Raw genomic sequence first — 18,430 nt, 5'->3', positions numbered from 1 at the left:
ACTCGGAGCGGCGGGACCGCAGCCGTTTCGCCTATTGCTTTTCCATCGCGTCGAGGGTCGCAGCGAGCCGCTTGTCCTCGTTGAAGTAACGGGCCCGGTCCCAGAAATGCGGCCGGCCGATGCCGGTGGAGACATGGCGGCCGACGATGCGGCCATTGGCGTCCTCGCCGTCGATCTCGTAGCGCATCAGGTCCTGGGTGATGATCACGTCGCCTTCCATGCCGGTGACTTCGGTGATGTGGGTGATCCGGCGCGATCCGTCCCGCAGGCGCGAGGCCTGGATGATCACGTCCACCGAGCCGGAGATGATCTCGCGAACGGTCCTGGCCGGCAGGGTATAGCCGCCCATGGCGATCATCGATTCCATGCGGCTCAGGCATTCGCGCGGGGTATTTGCGTGGATCGTTCCCATCGAACCGTCATGGCCGGTGTTCATCGCCTGCAGCAGGTCGAAGACTTCCGGGCCGCGCACTTCACCGACGATGATGCGCTCCGGGCGCATGCGCAGACAGTTCTTCACGAGGTCGCGCATGGTGATCTCGCCCTCGCCCTCGATGTTCGGCGGGCGCGTCTCGAGCCGGACGACATGCGGCTGCTGCAGTTGCAATTCGGCCGAATCCTCGCAGGTAATGATCCGCTCGGTGCTGTCGATATAGCGCGTCAGGCAGTTGAGCAGCGTCGTCTTGCCGGAGCCGGTGCCGCCGGAAATGACGATGTTGCAGCGGACGCGGCCGATGATCTGCAGCAGGACGGCCGCCTCGGGCGTGATCGATCCGAAGCGCACCAGCTGCTCCAGCGTCAGCTTGTCCTTCTTGAACTTGCGGATGGTGAGCGCCGTACCGTCGATCGCGAGCGGCGGCGCGATGACGTTGACGCGTGACCCGTCCGGCAGACGCGCATCGCAGATCGGGCTCGATTCGTCGACGCGGCGGCCTACCTGACTGACGATGCGCTGGCAGATCGACAGCAGTTGCCCGTTGTCGCGGAACCGGATCTCCGATTCCTCGACCTTGCCGCCCACTTCGATGAAGGTTTGCCCGGCGCCGTTGACCATAATGTCGGCGATGTCATCGCGCGCGAGCAATGGTTCCAGCGGTCCGTAGCCGAGCACGTCGTTGCAGATGTCGTCGAGCAGTTCCTCCTGCTCGGAGATCGACATCGCGAAGTTCTTGATGGTGATGATATCGTTGACGATGTCGCGGATTTCCTCGCGGGCGCTCTCGATATCGAGCTTGGAGAGCTGCGACAGATCGATCGTATCGATCAGCGCGGAGAAGACCTGCGATTTCGTGTCGTAATAATCTTCCGCCCTCGGCGCTCGGCGCCGCTGAGGCGGCGCTGCCGCTTGCGGGCGGGATGGCGCAGCGATCGTTTCGCCGAGAACGGGCGCGGCGGCACGCTCCACCGGTACCAGCTGGACGGCGGGCATCGGGGGCGCTGGCGAGAAGCCGCGCGCACCACCCTTGCCAGAACCTTCATTTCCGCGTTTGCCAAACATCACTTCATTCCAGTTGCTTCATCGATCCCCGCCCCTTCGGGTGCGGGATCGGAAATAGTCCGCTACCGCCGCCTGCCGAGCTTCGCCAGAACCTTGCCGAGGCCGCCCCGTCTGGCCTTCTTGACGGTGGTGCGCCCGGTCAAGAGGTGGGACAGCTGGGAGAAGGTCTCGGCGGCCGGCGACTTCCGGTCGACCTCCCCGATCATGCGTCCGCTGTTGGAGGCATTGCCGAAGAGGACCGCATCGAACGGAATGATCGCTGCGGCTTCGATCTCCAGCGACGCGCAGAACTCATCGGGAGCGATCTCCGGACGCTTGGGCACGCCCACCTGGTTGAGCACGAGATGCGGTGCCTTGTCGTTCGGCCTCAACTTCTTCAAGGCATCGAGCAGGTTCTTCGCGTTTCTGAGGCTTGCCAGGTCCGGGGCGGCGGTGATGACCACCTCGTCGGCCGCGGAAAGCACAGAGCGGGTCCAGTCGGTCCAGCCATGCGGCAGGTCCAGAACGGATACGGGCGCGCTGCGCTGGAGGACTTCCAGGATCGGCTGAAACGCACCCGTCTCGAAGTCATAGGCGCGGTCGAGCATGGAGGGGGCGGCGAGCAGCGACAGATGATCGGAGCATCTGGTCAGGAGCCGGTCGAGAAAGACCTCGTCCAGCCGATCCGGTGCGAATACCGCCTCGGCGATCCCCTGCGGGGGGTCCTGATCGAAGTCGATATTGGCGGTTCCGTAGGGCAGATCGAGATCGGCAAGGATCGTCTCGGTCGAGAAAAGATTGGAAATGCCCCAGGCGCAATTATGGGCGATGACCGACGAGCCGCAGCCGCCCTTCGCGCCGATGAAGGCAAGGCTGCGTCCGAGCGGCTCCGCCTCCGGATCCACGAAGATCGCCGAGACGGCGCTCAGCATATCCGCCATCCCGACCGGCGCGACCATATATTCGGAAATGCCGTTGCGGATCAGCTCGCGATAGAGAGCGATGTCGTTATGGCGGCCGATGACGATGACCTTGGTGCTCGGATCGCAGACCTCCGCGAGCGGCGCCAGCTCCGAAAGCAGCGAGCCGGTCTCGGCCGCGGTTTCGAGAATGATCAGATTGGGCGTCGAGACGCTGGTAAAAGTGGTCGCGGCGGCGGCGATGCCGCCACCGGTGATGCGAAGGCTGACCTTCGCCATACGGCGGTCCTGGCCGCAACGCTCCATGAGTCGCTGCACCGCTTCGCTTTCGCAGAAGGCGTGGATCGAGATGCGCGGCAGGGGCCGGAGCTGTTCGAGGTCGCCGGGGCGCGACCCGTCCGCGGGCCAATCGCCGGCAGCGCCGCTTTCGATCGTGTATTCAATCGCGTTCATCGCTTTTCCTTGAAGGCCCGTTTCAGTTGAAGACGATCGTGGTTCCGCCGTCGCCCTTTTCCGTGCCGCGCCAGCTGTCGATCACCTGGCCCCGCTGCTCGGCGTCGATCGGCGACATCTGGCGCGGGCCGACGAGATCCGTCGGATTGGCGATCTGAGCGGCGAGATTGGACTGGGTGGCACAGCCGAAATTGTAGTAGTTGCGGTTTTCCAGCGTGTTCAGCGCCAGATCTTCCGGCCACGCGCCGCAGGGTGCGGTCTGCGCCGTTATCGCGACATAGCTCAGGCGGATCGGTGCGGCATCGCCCGTCACGGAGGCGTCATAGGTGGTTTCGATCATCTTCTTCGGTGACACGCCGCCCGCTGCCAACACGCGACGAATATCCTTGCGGACGATCTGCGCGGCATGGCCGTTCACCGATCCGCGCGGCAGCATGATCTGGATGACGCCGCTCGACGCATTCCGATATTCGGCGGCAAAGCCGCGGATGACGTCGCGGGTCCCTTGGGTGAGCCGCGTGTCGCCCGAGGCGACGGGAATGTCGATCGTCCGCTCGCCCTCCGTCAGCACGATCGGGTGGCGGGTGCGGTAATCGTCCGGAAGAGCACCGGTCGCGAGCCTGTCCTTGTTGGCGCAGCCAGCCAGCAGCAGGCCGACGAGCGCGCCCAGGGCCAGGCGATACGGAAAGCGGTTCAGGGCCATCGGAGGCTGCCTTTCGGGACTGTTTCGAGCTGCGCTTCGCTTCTTCATGGCCGGCCTATTTGTAGATGAAACCGACATTGCCGTGATAGCGGCCGGCCGGCGGCTGAGCCTCGGGGCGTCCATAGATCCGATTGACGCGGCCGAGGAAAAAGCTTTCGAGATCGTTCGCCGGATTGAAGTTGTCGTCCGGGCGCGAGATCGCGCTGCGGGCAACCGGCCTTACGAGATAGGGCGTGGCGATGATGACGAGTTCCGTCTCGCTGCGCTGGAAATCCTTGCTGCGGAACAGCGTGCCGAGGATCGGGATTTTCGAGGCGGCGGGCAGGCCCGACATCGCCTGGCGGATATTGTCCTGGACGAGGCCGGCGATAACGATCGAGCCGCCGGACGGCAGTTCGACGCTGGTCGAGGCCTCGCGCCGGCGGATGCCGAGGAAGGTCTGCCCGGGAATAGCCGTCATGCTGTTGCCGGTGACCACCGAGCCCTCATAGGTCGGCTCCGAGACATCGGTCTCGATCTGGAGGCTGATGCGGCCGGGGCCGAGAACGACCGGCTTGAAGTTCAGCCGGATGCCGTATTCCACGTCGTTGACCTCACGCTCGACCGTGGTTTGGCCGGTCTCGTCATCGGTCGAGACCTCCTGCACGCCGGCGAGCCGGAATTCGCCCCCCACGTAGAACTTCGCCTCCTGGCCGGAAATCGCCGTAAGACTCGGCTCGGCGAGCGTGCGCATGACGCCGGCCTGTTCCATCGCGTTAATGTAGCTCGAAATGGTGGTGGGACCGATCGAGCCCTTGATAAGGGCGTTCGTACCGACGCCGATGGCGTCGCCGAGATTGGCCGGATTACGGAAGCTGATGCCGCTTTCGCCATCGGAGACGCGGCCGTTGAAGCCGAGCTGCTTCAGCACCTGGCGGCTGACCTCGGCGACGGTGACCTTCAGCGTCACCTGGTCGTCGCCCTCGATCGTCAGCAGATTGACGATCTGCGAGCTCTGGCGATCCTCGGCGAAGATATCGGCATCGCCGTTATTGCCCTGGGCGGTGATGTTGCGCGTGGTGGCCTCGCCGCCCTTCAGGAAAGCGCGTGCGAGATCGACGGCCCTGGTCGAGTCGAGCGGCGTGCGCACCGTGCCTGTCAGCACCACGTTGTCCGAGATGATTTCGACATTGATATCCGCATCGGGAATGAAGCGACGCAAATTGGATTCGAGACCGGCGACGTCGCGCTCTACGGCGACCTCCAGGCTGACGATCTCCTCGCCGCCCGGGCCGAAGACGAAGATGTTCGTCTGGCCGACGGACTTGCCGAAGAGATAGATGCGGCGCGAGGTGCGGGTGATCGCATCGGCGAGCGAGGGATCGGCGACGAGGATGTCGTGGGCGTCGCTCGGCAGATCCACGACGACCGCCTTGTTGAGACCGAGATTGATTGTCTTGCGGGCGCCGGGGCCGCTATCGACGATCCTCACCACCGAGGAGGAGGCGGCCTCGGCGGCCGGGAGGGTCGGCAGCGCCATACCCGAAAAGGTCAGGCAGAAGGAAAGGCCGGCTGCGACAGACGCCCGAAACTTTTTTGCGATCGGTTTCACCTTGCGCCCCGCCTTACTTCTGGTTCTGGAGGGCCACACCGTCGCCCTTGACGATGGAGCCCGACTTGATGACCTGAATGCTCGGCCGGCCGTCGCCGTTGAGGAGGTAATCGGCTGCCGTGGTATCCGGCTCTTGCGCGTCGGCGACGCTGCGCAGAGCCAGCGAGATGCGGTCCGCCATCTGCTGCGCGACCGTCATGACCTTCGATTGATCCGGCGTCAGCTCCAGCGTCGCGGTCGTACCGACGACCGCTTTAGAGCCGTCTTCCTTCTCCTCGATCTGCTGGTCGATCGCCAGCACACGGACATTGCTCAGCACCGTTTCGGTCAGATAGAAATCCCCGTCGGACTTGCGCACCATGATCACGTCGACACGATCGTTCGGCAGGATGAAGCCGCCCGCCCCGGTCGCAACCGTGATCTCCGTGGCGACGGCGCGTTTTCCGGCGGGCAGCAGCGACGACATGATCCGGTTCGATGCGTCGGCGATCTTTTCCTGGCGGACCGGCTCGCCGGTGAAGATCGGCAGGCGGACGACGGCGCCGGCAAGATCTTCGACGGCGGCGGGACGGTTTTCCTCCGTTATCATGCCCTCGGCGACACCATCCTTCGGCCAGGCCTTCCAATGGATGGAATCGGCACCGAGACGGGAGCCGACCGGCAGGCTTTTACCGGCGACCAGCACATTGATGGTTGGTGCCTGCTCGATGACGGGTTCCGCCGTCTGCGGGGCGGGCGCGCGGGTGAGCTTCATCGCCAACAGCCCGGCCAAGGCAGCCGAGCCGACGGCCACCGCCAGAATGATAATGCGCACCGGTTTCATGATCGCCCCAAACCCCCAAGAATTGCCCGGGATCAGGTTGATCAGGAATTGGTGTAATTATGGTTAATGGAATGCTTATGCAGATGGTTAACGGAAGGCTACGCTCCAGCCTTGAGGTGGAGGCGTGTCAGGGAAGCTGCGCAAAGGCGGCCTGCATCAGGGGTGACGAGGGATAGGCAGCAAATCCGCCGCAAGCGATGGCGATGCCGTAAGGAATTTTGTTCGCAGTCAGCAGCAGGCGCGGAACCGGGATGCGGGCGGCAAGGATCAGGTTCTCTTGGCTGCGCAAGAACAGGACGAGCAGTGTCAACAGCCCGCCGAAAACCGAGACATACAAAAGGAAAGCAACGAGCGAGGCGTTGAAGCCGAACCAGATGGCACTGGCAGTCAAGAGCTTCGCGTCCCCTCCCCCCATCACGTTTGCAGCAAAAAGGCAGAAGCAGACGGCAAAGACAGCAGCCGCCGCGGCGATATGGAGGCCTATCTGCGCAAGATTAAAGCCCATAAGGGGCCCTATCAGAAGAAATGAGACAAAGAGGACCGCCGAAACATGATTGGGAATTCTCATCGTAAGTAAATCTGAGAACGCCGCCAGTGCGAGAAGAAATGGAAAAAGCAGTAAGATGGCTGCGTCGACCATCCAAGTTCCTCTTGTCTTCGTTTAGCTTCCACCTGGCTACGGCAAAGAAAAGGCCGCCTTCGGACGAAGACGGCCCGACATATTCGCGGCTCGATTATTCTCCGGCCCGATCGACGTTAAGGAACGTACTCAGGTTATCGAACTGCGTGTCTAGTGCGCCGCCGAGCGTCGTGGCACCGGTGATCAGCGCCACCGAAATCAGAGCTGCGATCAGGCCGTATTCGATTGCGGTTGCGCCGGACTCATCCTTCATCAGGCGTGCAAAAATGGTCTTCATGACTATTCTCCTCAAACTTCACTTGTTGTTCAGCACGTCCGTCAAACTGTTGCCGTTGATCGGATACCCTGAATTTAGCGGGGGCTAATTGCTTTCCGCTTAAGGAAACCGGTTATCGTGAGGTTAAAGGAAACTCGCTTTTTCCTGGGTAAATGTGCGGAAAATGGATGCCTTAAATTGCGCCGCATCGGCGTAACCATTCATTCACCAAAAGGCGCCAAGATGCGGCAGATAGACCGTCAGGACGCGCCATGAACACGCCCTCAGCGACCCCACGGGCCGCACTGCTTGCAACGACTGCACTTCTGGCGATCGCCGCACCGGGCGGCGCCCGCGCAGCTGAAGAAATGATGCGCGTCTATATGGACCACGCCCGTGTGCTGAAGCTCGACCGGCCCGTCAGCAAGGTGATCATCGGCAATGCGGAGGTTGCGGACGCGACCGTGGCGGATGCGAAGACCATCGTGCTGACCGGGCGCAATTTCGGCACCACCAATCTCGTCATTCTCGACCAGGACGGCAACGCCATGGTCGACGAGCGCATCCTCGTATCGATCGACGAGGGCAACACGGTGCGCGTCTATAAACAGACCGTCCGCACCGTTCTCTCCTGCACGCCCAATTGCGAGCGTGCGGAACGGCAGGCCTCGGCTTCGAGCGGCAATTAAGACCGGGAAATTCGCCCTGCCCTCACCCTAACCCTTCCCCGCGCGCGGGGAGAGGGGACTTGAGCCGCAAAGCGAGCCGCTTGTCCCTTCTCCCCGCGTGCGGGGAGAAGGTCGCGGCAGCGGGATGAGGGGCCCTTCCGCCCTCAGCTTCAGAACCACTAAAATTCTCCGGGTCCTCGAAAACGAATCTTCAACAGTCGCCGTGTATTTTGCGCCAACCAGTTGACATGATGGAACGGCGCGATGTCGATCGACGAGAAAGCATCCACTCCCCGGGCTCGCTCCCCGCGCGGCCTGTTTCGGCGCTTCATCGGCGACCGGAAAGGTGCGACGGCGATCGAATTCGCGATCCTTGCACTGCCCTTCTTCATCGTCGTCTTCGCCTCGATCGAGACATTCGTCGCTTTTGCCGGCGAGCAACTGCTGGCCAATGCGACCGATACGCTGGCGCGGAAAATCCGCACGGGTGAAATCACTACCGATACCGGCAAGCCCGGCTTCACGACAGAAACCCAGTTCCGCCAGGCCTTCTGCGAGGAAATCGCGATTATGATGACCTGCTCGGCGACCGAGGCGACGCAAGCCTCGAAACTCTATCTCGACGTCCGCAAGCTTCCCGCCGATCTCAGTGTCTTTCCGGAAGCCGTGCCGCGGATCGGCTCCGATCTCGACACCAGCGGCTTTACGTTCGCACCCGGCGGCCCGAACGACTACACCATGGTGCGCGCCTATTACCGCTGGACCGTGATCACCGATCTCGTTCGTCCCCTGGTGACCAAACTCAGACCCGCCGGCGACAGCATGCCGCGCGACTATCTGATGGTCTCGACCGCCACCTTCCGCAACGAAAACTATTGAGGCCGCCATGGAACGCCTTCCTGCATGCAAACGGCAGCTGTGGGGGGTCTTCCACGGACTGTTGCGGGACCGGCGCGGCGCCGGTGCCGTGGAATTCGCCATTGTCGCGCCGCTTCTGATCGCGGCGTATATCGGCGCTTTCGAGCTTTCGCTCGGCTTCACCGTGGCGCGCAAGGTCGGGCGGGCCTCGAGTGCGGTGAGCGACATCGTCACCCAGGAGCAGCAGGTGACCAAGGCCTTTCTGGACGACATGCGCAACGTCGCAAAAAACATGCTGGTGCCCTATGACGGCTCCGACTACGACCTCAAGATCACCGGTATCCAGGTGAACGGCACGACCGAAGGCAAGGTCGCCTGGTCCCGGGGCTGGTCGGACGCGAGCGACGGTGCGACGGTTCCCTATGCGGTCAATTCCGTGGTCAGCGTTCCGGCGGATCTCGACGCGGTGAATGCCTTCGTCGTGCGCACCGAACTCGTCGTCAACCACCAGCTTTCCCTGTTCGGCTCGGACGCCGGCGGCACGATCCCGCTGTCCAGGACCTCCTACTACCGCCAGCGCTTCGGCACGACCATCAACTGCACCGATTGCTGAGGCTTCCCTCCCGGTACTCACGCCGCCTGGGTCCTGGACGGCATGCATCAATTGCAATGGAAAAGGCGGCGCGCTATTTCTGCCGGATTGTGCGGCGACGGCCGCGAAAATCTTAATGGCACCGGCTCGCCGCTTATCGCGCTCGCGCTCGGGATCAGTCAGGGTGTTTCATGGCGCGTGCGTTCCTTTTCGTCCTCGATTCCTTCGGCATCGGCAATGCGCCGGACGCAGAGGCTTTCGGCGATCTCGGCGCCGATACGCTCGGACATATCGCGGAATTCTGCGCGGCGGGAGCGGCCGACCGGGCGGGTCTGCGGGAAGGGCCGCTTCATCTGCCCAACATGTCGGCGCTCGGCCTCATGCATGCGGCGCGGCTCGCGACCGGGCGGCTGCCCGCCGGCATGGCGCTCCCGGAACGCGTCTACGGGATCTACGGCGCTGCAAGCGAAGTCTCGCGCGGCAAGGACACGCCGTCCGGTCATTGGGAAATCGCCGGCACACCGGTGACCTTCGACTGGGGCTATTTTCCGGCCGAAGGCGACGCCTTCCCTCCCGAACTGGTCGAAGCGATCTGTCGCGAGGGCGATGTGCCCGGCATTCTCGGCAACTGCCATGCTTCGGGTACCGACATCATCGCCCGCCACGGCGAAGAGCATATGCGGAGCGGCAAGCCGATCTGCTACACCTCGTCCGATTCCGTCTTCCAGATCGCCGCTCATGAACAGACCTTCGGGCTGGAGCGCCTGCTGAACCTCTGCGAGGTCGTCCGCCGGCTCGTCGACGACTACAATATCGGCCGCGTCATCGCACGGCCCTTCGTCGGCAGCGACCCGGGCAACTTCACGCGCACGGGCAACCGTCGCGACTATTCGGTGCCGCCGCCCGAGCCGACCGTTCTCGACCGGCTGCAGGAGACCGGGCGCACGGTGCACGCGATCGGCAAGATCGGCGACATCTTCGCCCATCAGGGTGTGACCAGGCTTACCAAGGCCAACGGCAACATGGCTCTGTTCGACGCCAGTCTGGAAGCCATCGAAGAGGCCGAAGACGGGGCGCTCGTCTTCACCAATTTCGTCGACTTCGACATGCTCTACGGCCATCGCCGCGACGTGCCCGGCTATGCCGCCGCGCTCGAAGCCTTCGATGCACGCCTGCCCGATCTCGACCGCCGGCTGAAACCCGGCGACATGGTGATCCTGACCGCCGACCATGGCTGCGATCCGACCTGGCGCGGCACCGACCACACGCGCGAGCGCGTGCCGGTGCTGATGTTCGGCCCGACGCTTCGCAGCCGCTCCTTCGGCATCGCCGACAGCTTCGCCCATGTCGGCGAAACCGTCGCAAGACATCTCGGCATTGGCGCCGGCCCACATGGGAGAAGCCTCATTTGACCGCTCATCTGAAGAAAGCCGAACTGCATTGCCATATCGAGGGCGCGACGCCGCCTGAACTGGCGCTGAGGCAGGCGCGCAAATACGGCGTCGACACCAGCGCGATCATCCGCGACAGGGCCTATGTCTGGGAGGATTTCACCAGCTTCGTAAGGTGCTACGACGCCGTCGCCTCGCTGTTTCGCACCGAGGGCGATTATGCGCTTCTCGCCGAGACCTATCTGACGGAGCTCGCCGAAGCGGGCACGATCTACAGCGAAATCATCGTCTCGCCCGACCACGGCGAAGCGATCGGGCTCGGCGCCGACGCCTATATCGAGGGCCTCACCGCCGGCATGGAGGCGGCGAAGGCGAAGACCGGCATCGAATCGTGCATGCTGATCACCGGGATCCGCCATTTCGGTCCCGACTCGGTCATCAGAACCGCCGAATATGCAGCGATGCGCCGGCATCCGCTCGTGACCGGGTTCAATCTGGCCGGCGAGGAGCGCATGCACAGCGTCGCCGAATTCTCCCGCGCCTTCGACACCGTCCGCGATGCCGGCCTCGGTCTCACCATCCACGCGGGTGAACTTTCCGGCGCCTTCAGCGTGCGTGATGCGCTGGACCATGTCCGCCCGGCCCGGATCAGCCACGGGGTCAGGGCGATCGAGGACGGCGATCTCGTGAAGCGCCTTGCCGACGAGGGCGTCGTGCTCGAAGTCTGTCCCGGTTCGAATGTCGCGCTTCAGGTGTTCCCGGACTTTGCCTCGCATCCCCTTAGGCGGCTTTACGAAGCCGGCGTCCGCGTGACGCTCAATTCCGACGATCCTCCCTTCTTCCACACGTCGCTCGCGCAGGAATACGACATCGCCTTCCACGCGATGGGCTTCTCCGACAGCGAGATCGACCGGATGACGAAGACCGCGATTGAAGCCGCCTTCGTGGACGAGCCCACGCGAGAGAGGTTGCTGACCGCGTTGCATGTCTAGTTGCGCGGATGAGCGGGCGGAGCTGCACAACTTCCACCTACACTCTTGCGGCCCCCGCCCTTTCCATGGAAAAGAGGGTGGATAGCCAATTTTCGCGGGGAAGATGAGCCATGGACGGCGTAACGGTGATCGGTCATCCGCTGGTGCAGCACAAGCTGACCATCATGCGCAAGAAGGAAACGTCGACTGCGGGCTTCCGCCGGCTGCTCAAGGAAATCTCGACGCTGCTCTGCTATGAGGTCACGCGCGATCTGGAGCTGACGACCGAACGGATCGAGACGCCTCTCGTGGAAACCGACGCGCCGGTGCTCGAGGGCAAGAAGCTCGTCTTCGCTTCCATCCTGCGCGCCGGCAACGGCCTGCTCGAGGGCATGCTCGAACTGGTACCCTCGGCGCGCGTTGCGCATATCGGCGTCTACCGGGACCACGAGACTCTGCAGGCGGTCGAATATTTCTTCAAGGCGCCGGACAACATCAACGAGCGCCTCGTCATCGTCGTCGACCCGATGCTCGCCACCGGCAATTCCTCGATCGCGGCCATCGAGAAGCTCAAGGAGCGCGGTGCGCGGAACATCCGCTTCCTCTGCCTCCTTGCCGCCCCGGAGGGTATTCGCAACTTCCAGGGCGCCCATCCGGACGTACCGATCTTCACCGCCTCGATCGACAGCCATCTCAACGAGAAGGGCTATATCGTGCCGGGCCTCGGCGATGCGGGAGACCGCATGTACGGAACGAAGTAGCGCTGTCGGTCTGCCGTCCTGCCGCCTCGGAAACGACGCTGCATCGCGTCAACGAGTCCGATAAGGCGCGGGATGCGGGCGGAAAACCGCACACGCTTTTCCTCACCCCGCTCTCAGCTTCGAAACGACCACAGGCCGTTGCGCCGGCTCCTCGTCTGCGATCGCATAGAGCGTGGCAACCCGCTTTGCGATCGCCTCGGCCTGGCTTCGGTCGGCAGCATGGACGAAGGCGATCGGCTCGCCCTTTTCGACTTTCGTCCCGAGCGGTCTCAGGCTGGTAAAACCGACGCGATGATCGATCCGGTCATCCGGGCGGGTGCGCCCGCCGCCGAGTGCGATGACCGACATTCCCAATTCGCGCGTCTCGCAGGACGCCAGATAGCCATTCCGACCCGCCGGCACGGCAAGGACCGCGGGCGCCTCGGCAAGATAGGCGCCCGGGCGATCCACGAAATCGCCAGGTCCGCCGAGCCGCCGGATCATGAGGCCGAAACGCTCCATCGCCTCCCCGCTCTCCAGGACGCGCCGCGCCATGGCTTCGGCTTCGGCTTCATGCGCCGCAATACCCGCTGCAACGAGCATTTCGCCAGCCAGGGCCATCACGACCTGATCGAGGCGGGTTCCCGCTTTCTCGCCACGCAGATAGGCCAGGCAGCTCTCTATTTCGAGCGCGTTGCCGGCCGCGTCCGCCAATGGCTCGTTCATGTCGGTGATCAGCGCAGAGGTGCGCACGCCCGCGCCATTGGCGACCTCGACCAGCGAACGCGCCAGGACTTCGGTTTCGGCGGGATCCGTCATGAAGGAGCCATTGCCGAGCTTGACGTCGAGGACCAGCGACCCGAGCCCTGCGGCGAGCTTTTTCGAAAGGATCGATGCGGTGATCAGCGGCACCGAATCGACCGTGGCCGTCACGTCGCGGATCGCATAGAGGCGCTTGTCGGCCGGCGCGAGATCGGCGGTCTGGCCGATGATGGCGCAGCCGACCTCATCGACCACCAGCCGAAAGTGCTCGGGCGATGGCTGGATGTCATAGCCGGGAATCGATTCGAGCTTGTCGAGCGTCCCGCCGGTGTGGCCGAGCCCCCGGCCCGAAATCATCGGCACGGCCGCACCGCAGGCGGCGACGATCGGTGCCAGCATCAGCGAGACATTGTCGCCGACGCCGCCTGTCGAGTGCTTGTCGACGATGGGACGTGCGAGATCGCTCCAGTCGAGCGTTTCCCCGGAATCGCGCATCGCCAGCGTCAGCGCCACGCATTCGTCGCGATTCATTCCGGAAAACCAGACCGCCATGGCGAAGGCGGCCGCCTGCCCTTCCGAGACCGAGCCATCGGTCACACCCGCGACGAAACCGGCGATATCCGCCGGATCAAGCCGATCGCCGTCCCTTTTCTTTCGTATGATTTCCTGCGGAAGCATGGCCGTTCAGCCTTCGCTCGCGATCATCTCTTTCAGGATTGCCGCCAGCCGCGTGCCGCCGAGCGGTGCCATTTGCTTGGTTTCTTCATGGCTGAGTTCCGCCCCGGTCATGCCGGCGGCAAAATTGGTGACGACGGAGGCGGCGGCGACCTTCAGTCCGAAGAACCGGGCGAGAATGACCTCCGGTACCGTGGACATGCCGACCGCATCGGCACCGAGGATACGGGCCATGCGGATTTCGGCCGGCGTCTCGAAGCTCGGCCCGGAGAACCACATATAGACGCCGCGCGCGAGCGGGATGCCGAGGCGTTCGGCGGCCTCCTCCATCCCTATGGCCAGCGCCGCGTCATAGGCATTCGTCATGCCGACGAAGCGCTCGTCGCTTTCGACGCCGATCAGCGGATTGGCGCCGGCAAAGGCGATGTGATCGGCAATGCGCATGACCGAGCCCGGCGGCATGTCTTCGCGCAGCGAACCGGCGGAATTGGTGAGGATCAGGTTCTCGACGCCGATCCGCTTCAGCGTCTCGATCGGCACGCGCATGGCACTGGCGTCGCCGCGTTCGTAATAATGGGCACGACCGGAAAGCACGGCGACGGGAGTGTTGCCGATCCTGCCCGCCACGAACTCGCCGGCATGGCCGGAAACGCCGCTCACCGGAAAGCCCGGGATCTCCGCATAGGGGATGCGCAGCGGCTCCGCCACCGCGTCGACGAGCGAGCCGAGGCCGGAACCGAGCACAATCCCGTAGCGGGGCGCAAGCGCTCCGAGCTTGCCCCCGAGGAAGTCCGCCGCCGCCGTCATCCGAGAATCTCCGTCTCGAAGCTGTGCGGCAGCAGGTCGGAGAGCGCCAGCGTCTTCCTGATCCCCGTTTCGTCGCAAAGATAGATGCGGGTGCTCGCGCCGGAAAATTCCGCAAGCCGCTGACGGCAGCCGCCGCAGGGCGGGCAGAGCGCGAGTTTCTCGGCCACAACCGCGACCTCCGTGATCTTGCGCTGGCCGGCCATTACCATATGGCTGATCGCCGTCGTCTCGGCGCACCAGCCCTCCGGAAAGGACAGGTTCTCGATGTTTGCGCCCGTATAGATCCTGCCGTCCTCGGCGCGAATGGCGGCGCCGACCGGAAACTTGGAATAGGGCGCATGCGCCTTCGCCATGGCTTCACGCGCCGCGACAAAGAGTTCGTCCTTGGACATGATTAGCGCTCCTTCACATAGGGTACGCCGCCCGCCTTCGGCGGAATGGCCTTGCCGATGAAGCCGGCAAGCAGGATGACGGTGAGGATATAGGGCAGGGCCTGCATGAGCTGCACCGGAACCTGGCCGATAAGCGGCAAGGGCGTGCCCTGCAGACGGATCGCGAGCGCATCGAGGAAGCCGAAGAGCAGGCAGGCGAACATGACGTTGAGCGGCCGCCATTTGGCGAAGATCAGCGCCGCAAGCGCGATATAGCCCTTGCCCGCCGTCATGCCCTTGACGAAGCCCGCCGTCATCGCCAGCGAAAGATAGGCGCCGGCAAAGCCGCAGAGAATGCCGCAGCAGATGACAGCCCGGTATCTGAGCCAGATCACCGAGATACCAGCGGTATCGACCGCGCCCGGATTCTCGCCGACGGCGCGCAGCCTCAGGCCGAAACGGGTGCGGTAGAGAATCCACCAGCTGATCGGCACCATGGCGAAGGCGAGATAGGTGAGCAGGAAATGGCCGGACAGGAGGTCCGCATAGACCGGCCCGAGGACGGGAATTTCGCGGATCATGTCCGCGTCGGGGAAGTTGATCGTCTGGAACCGCGCGCCTTCGGCGAGCGCCGGCGTGCGGCCGCCTTGCCGGAACCAGGCCTCTCCCAGGATCACGGTGGAACCGGCAACGATGAAGTTGATCGCCACACCCGAGACGATCTGGTTACCGCGCTGGGTGATCGAAGCATAGCCGTGGACGAGCGACAGGGCCACGGAAACGAGGATCGCCGCAACGAGCCCCACCCAGACGGACTGCGTGACGGCTGCCGCCGCCCCGGCGGCAAAGGCCGCACCGAGCATCTTGCCCTCCAGGCCGATGTCGAAGACGCCGGCGCGCTCGGTGAACAGGCCGGCAAGGGCTGCGAAGACCAGCGGCACGGAGACGCGGATCGTCGATTCCAGGAGCACGACGAGAACGTGGAAGAAGTCCATTTCAGGCTCCCTTGGTCTGCACGACGGCGGCCGCGCGCTGGCCGCGCATCGCGAAGGCGCGCGTGATCGCCGGGCGGAACATGTTCTCGAGCGCCCCGGCAAAGAGGATCACGAGACCCTGGATGATGACGATCATGTCCCGGGAGATCGAAGGCATCTCGAAGGCGATCTCGGCGCCGCCCTGGTAGAGCACGCCGAAAAGGATCGCGGCGGGAATAATGCCGCCCGGATGCGAGCGCCCCATCAACGCGACCGCGATGCCGACGAAGCCGGCGCCTTGCACGAAATCCAGCTGCATGCGGAACTGCTCGCCCATGATCGGGTTCAGCGCCATCATGCCGGCAAGGCCCCCTGATATCATCATGGCGACGACGGTGATGCGGCTTTCGCTGATACCGGCATAGCGCGCGGCAGACGGGCTATGGCCCATGGTGCGCATCTCGTAGCCGAGCCTGGTGCGCCAGATCAGCACCCAGACCGCGAAGGCGGCCGCCAGCGCCAGGAGGAACGAGATGTTGAACGGCGCCGTGCCGATATTGAGGCCGAAGATCGACAGCAGCCAGTCGAGCTTCGGCAATTGCCCACCTTCGGCGAAGGTGCGCGTCTGCGGCGCCATCGAGCCGAGCGGCTTCAGTACGCGTGTCAGCAGATAGACCATCAGGCTGGAGGCGATGAAATTGAACATGATGGTGGTGATGACGATATGGCTGCCGCGTTTGGCCTGCAGCCAGCCGGGCAGGAACGCCCAGAGCGCGCCGAAGAAGGCGGAGCCGACAATGGCGAGCGGGAAGACCACGTACCAGGGCATAGTCTGGTCGAGCCAGAGGCAGGCGAGCGCCACGCCGATGCCGCCGACATAGGCCTGGCCCTCGCCGCCGATGTTGAAAAGACCGGCATGAAAGGCGACCGCCACCGCGAGCCCGGTGAAGATGAAGGTCGTCGCGTAATAGAGCGTGAAGCCGATATATTCGCCGCGGCCGAAGGCGCCGTTGATGAGATGGTAGGCGGCTTCGAGCGGGTTTTCGCCGACGAGGAGAACGACGAGGCCGGCGACGAGGAAGGCGACGGCAAGATTGATCAGCGGGATGAGGCCATATTCCACCCATACCGGGAGTTTCGCATAGGGCGTACTCATTCTGCGGCCTCCTTGCGGCCTTCGACACCGGCCATCAGCAGGCCGAGCTCGCCTTCGGTCGCCTCGGGGCTGCGTTCGCCGACAACGCGTCCGGCAAACATCACAAGGATGCGGTCGGAAAGGGAACGTATCTCGTCGAGCTCGACCGAAACCAGCAGAACGGCCTTGCCCTGGTCGCGCATCTCGATGATCCGCTTGTGGATGAATTCGATCGCGCCGACGTCGACTCCGCGGGTCGGCTGGCCGATGATGAGGACGTCCGGATCCCGCTCCATCTCGCGCGCAAGCACGACCTTCTGCTGGTTGCCACCGGAGAAATTGGCCGTCCTCAGCCGTGCATTCGGCGGGCGAATATCATATTTGGCAATCTTCTCCTCGGCATCCTTGCGGATCGCATCGATGTTCAGGAACATGCCGTTGGAGAAGCGCGGGTCATGGTGGTAACCGAGGATCGCGTTTTCGCATTCCTCGAACTTGAGCACGAGCCCGACGTGATGCCGGTCTTCCGGCACATGCGCCAGTCCGCGATCCCGCAGTTTCGCCGGGTCCGCGTTCCCGGTGACGTCCACCAGCTTGCCGTTGAGGAGAACCGTCCCGGAGGCGGCCTTGCGGATGCCGGCGATCGCTTCGAGCAGTTCCGACTGGCCGTTGCCGGCCACGCCGGCGATGCCGACGATCTCGCCTGCACGAACCTCGAAGGAGACGTTATCGACCATGGTCACGCCGCGGCTGTCCTTGACCGTCAGCCCCTGGACGGCGAGCTTCACGTCAACGGGATTGCTCTCGCCCTTCTCGACACGAAGCAGCACGCGCCGACCGACCATCAGCTCGGCCAGTTCCTCGACCGAGGTTTCACGCGTCGTGCGCGTCGCCACCATTTCGCCGCGCCGCATGACCGATACCTCGTCGGTGATCGCCATGATCTCGCGCAGCTTATGGGTGATGAGGATGATCGTCTTTCCCTGCGCCTTGAGCTGGCCGAGGATACGAAACAGGTGATCGGCCTCGGCCGGCGTCAAGACGCCGGTCGGTTCGTCGAGGATCAGGATATCGGCCCTTCGATAAAGCGCCTTCAATATCTCGACGCGCTGCTGAAGGCCGACCGGCAGCTCCTCGATCAGGGCGTCCGGATTGACCTCGAGCGCATATTCCTTCTCGAGCCGCTTCAGTTCCTGCCGCGCCTTGGCGATGCCCTTGTTGAGGATCTGGCTGTCCTCGGCGCCGAGCATGACGTTTTCGAGCACGGTAAAGTTCTCGACCAGCATGAAGTGCTGGTGGACCATGCCGATCCCGACGGAGATCGCCGCATTCGGATCGCGAATGGTAACAGGCTTGCCGTCGACCAGGATCTCGCCGTGGTCGGCCTGATAGAAGCCATAGAGGATCGACATCAGCGTCGACTTGCCGGCACCGTTTTCACCGATGATGCCGTGGATCGTGCCCTTGCGAACCTTGAGATTGATGTTCCTGTTGGCGTGGACCAGCCCGAAGCTCTTGTCTATTCCACGCAATTCGATGGCAATATTGTTCATATTGGCCTGCGATCCCCTTTTTGCCCGCTTCGGCTCATCGCAGAAACCGTGCCGACAATTTTTTTACCAT

The 18,430-nt window shown here is 63.6% G+C and carries 19 protein-coding genes; 6 read left to right on the top strand and 13 right to left on the bottom strand.

Annotated elements, in window-relative coordinates; translation table 11 throughout:
• Window positions 1–31: 31 nt before the first annotated feature.
• The 7 genes from BHD07_RS02620 to BHD07_RS02590 form a co-directional block, all read right to left on the bottom strand.
• Window positions 32–1,498 (bottom strand): CpaF family protein, encoded by a 1,467-nt coding sequence (locus BHD07_RS02620; protein WP_018093777.1) that lies wholly within the window; start codon window positions 1,496–1,498, stop codon window positions 32–34.
• A gap of 62 nt (window positions 1,499–1,560) precedes the next feature.
• A complete protein-coding gene (locus BHD07_RS02615; RefSeq protein ID WP_338277513.1) occupies window positions 1,561–2,850 on the bottom strand; it encodes an AAA family ATPase in 1,290 nt (429 codons plus the stop codon).
• Between the two features lie 22 nt (window positions 2,851–2,872).
• Window positions 2,873–3,553: a CpaD family pilus assembly protein gene (locus BHD07_RS02610; protein ID WP_275597026.1), complete on the bottom strand. Its 681-nt coding sequence runs from the start codon at window positions 3,551–3,553 to the stop codon at window positions 2,873–2,875.
• Between the two features lie 55 nt (window positions 3,554–3,608).
• Entirely contained in the window at window positions 3,609–5,144 is a 1,536-nt protein-coding gene (locus BHD07_RS02605; protein WP_338277510.1) for a type II and III secretion system protein family protein, read from the bottom strand.
• 13 nt (window positions 5,145–5,157) lie between these two features.
• On the bottom strand, window positions 5,158–5,967 hold the full coding sequence (gene cpaB / locus BHD07_RS02600; protein WP_275597028.1) for a Flp pilus assembly protein CpaB: 810 nt from the start codon (window positions 5,965–5,967) through the stop codon (window positions 5,158–5,160).
• 127 nt (window positions 5,968–6,094) lie between these two features.
• Window positions 6,095–6,607 carry an A24 family peptidase gene (locus BHD07_RS02595; protein ID WP_338277508.1) on the bottom strand — a complete coding sequence of 171 codons (513 nt, stop codon included), beginning with the start codon at window positions 6,605–6,607 and terminating at the stop codon, window positions 6,095–6,097.
• A 94-nt stretch (window positions 6,608–6,701) separates the two neighbouring features.
• Complete coding sequence (locus BHD07_RS02590; protein WP_324762651.1) at window positions 6,702–6,884, bottom strand: Flp family type IVb pilin; 183 nt, start codon at window positions 6,882–6,884, stop codon at window positions 6,702–6,704.
• A 251-nt stretch (window positions 6,885–7,135) separates the two neighbouring features.
• Between BHD07_RS02590 and BHD07_RS02585 the strand changes: the two genes are divergently transcribed.
• From BHD07_RS02585 to upp, 6 genes are all read left to right on the top strand, one after another.
• Window positions 7,136–7,552, top strand: coding sequence for a pilus assembly protein N-terminal domain-containing protein (locus tag BHD07_RS02585; protein ID WP_127708773.1), 417 nt, complete (start codon window positions 7,136–7,138; stop codon window positions 7,550–7,552).
• Between the two features lie 243 nt (window positions 7,553–7,795).
• Window positions 7,796–8,410: a TadE/TadG family type IV pilus assembly protein gene (locus tag BHD07_RS02580; protein WP_275597031.1), complete on the top strand. Its 615-nt coding sequence runs from the start codon at window positions 7,796–7,798 to the stop codon at window positions 8,408–8,410.
• Window positions 8,411–8,417: 7 nt separating this feature from the next.
• Window positions 8,418–9,002 (top strand): TadE/TadG family type IV pilus assembly protein, encoded by a 585-nt coding sequence (locus BHD07_RS02575; RefSeq protein ID WP_338277503.1) that lies wholly within the window; start codon window positions 8,418–8,420, stop codon window positions 9,000–9,002.
• A 170-nt stretch (window positions 9,003–9,172) separates the two neighbouring features.
• A complete protein-coding gene (locus BHD07_RS02570) occupies window positions 9,173–10,393 on the top strand; it encodes a phosphopentomutase (protein WP_338277501.1) in 1,221 nt (406 codons plus the stop codon).
• On the top strand, window positions 10,390–11,364 hold the full coding sequence (locus tag BHD07_RS02565) for an adenosine deaminase (protein ID WP_338277499.1): 975 nt from the start codon (window positions 10,390–10,392) through the stop codon (window positions 11,362–11,364). Before BHD07_RS02570 ends, BHD07_RS02565 begins: the two co-directional genes overlap by 4 nt.
• 110 nt (window positions 11,365–11,474) lie before the next feature.
• Window positions 11,475–12,104, top strand: a complete 630-nt coding sequence (upp, locus tag BHD07_RS02560; RefSeq protein ID WP_018093764.1) for a uracil phosphoribosyltransferase — start codon at window positions 11,475–11,477, stop codon at window positions 12,102–12,104.
• Between the two features lie 102 nt (window positions 12,105–12,206).
• Here the strand turns inward: upp and deoA are convergent, their stop codons facing one another.
• The 6 genes from deoA to BHD07_RS02530 are packed head-to-tail and all read right to left on the bottom strand — an operon-like array spanning window position 12,207 to window position 18,360.
• The gene (gene deoA / locus BHD07_RS02555; protein ID WP_338277496.1) at window positions 12,207–13,523 is read right to left on the bottom strand and encodes a thymidine phosphorylase; all 1,317 of its coding nucleotides are present in this window, start codon (window positions 13,521–13,523) and stop codon (window positions 12,207–12,209) included.
• Between the two features lie 6 nt (window positions 13,524–13,529).
• Complete coding sequence (locus BHD07_RS02550; protein WP_338277495.1) at window positions 13,530–14,327, bottom strand: purine-nucleoside phosphorylase; 798 nt, start codon at window positions 14,325–14,327, stop codon at window positions 13,530–13,532.
• Entirely contained in the window at window positions 14,324–14,719 is a 396-nt protein-coding gene (locus BHD07_RS02545) for a cytidine deaminase (protein WP_003536146.1), read from the bottom strand. Before BHD07_RS02545 ends, BHD07_RS02550 begins: the two co-directional genes overlap by 4 nt.
• A 2-nt stretch (window positions 14,720–14,721) precedes the next feature.
• Entirely contained in the window at window positions 14,722–15,693 is a 972-nt protein-coding gene (locus BHD07_RS02540; protein ID WP_018093761.1) for an ABC transporter permease, read from the bottom strand.
• Window position 15,694: 1 nt separating this feature from the next.
• On the bottom strand, window positions 15,695–16,828 hold the full coding sequence (locus tag BHD07_RS02535) for an ABC transporter permease (protein ID WP_127708786.1): 1,134 nt from the start codon (window positions 16,826–16,828) through the stop codon (window positions 15,695–15,697).
• Entirely contained in the window at window positions 16,825–18,360 is a 1,536-nt protein-coding gene (locus tag BHD07_RS02530; RefSeq protein ID WP_338277489.1) for an ABC transporter ATP-binding protein, read from the bottom strand. Before BHD07_RS02530 ends, BHD07_RS02535 begins: the two co-directional genes overlap by 4 nt.
• Window positions 18,361–18,430: the final 70 nt, after the last annotated feature.

Origin of the sequence: Sinorhizobium sp. KGO-5 (assembly GCF_036245905.1) — a bacterium.
GTDB lineage: Bacteria > Pseudomonadota > Alphaproteobacteria > Rhizobiales > Rhizobiaceae > Sinorhizobium > Sinorhizobium meliloti_A.
This window is presented reverse-complemented; position numbering and strand designations above follow the sequence as displayed.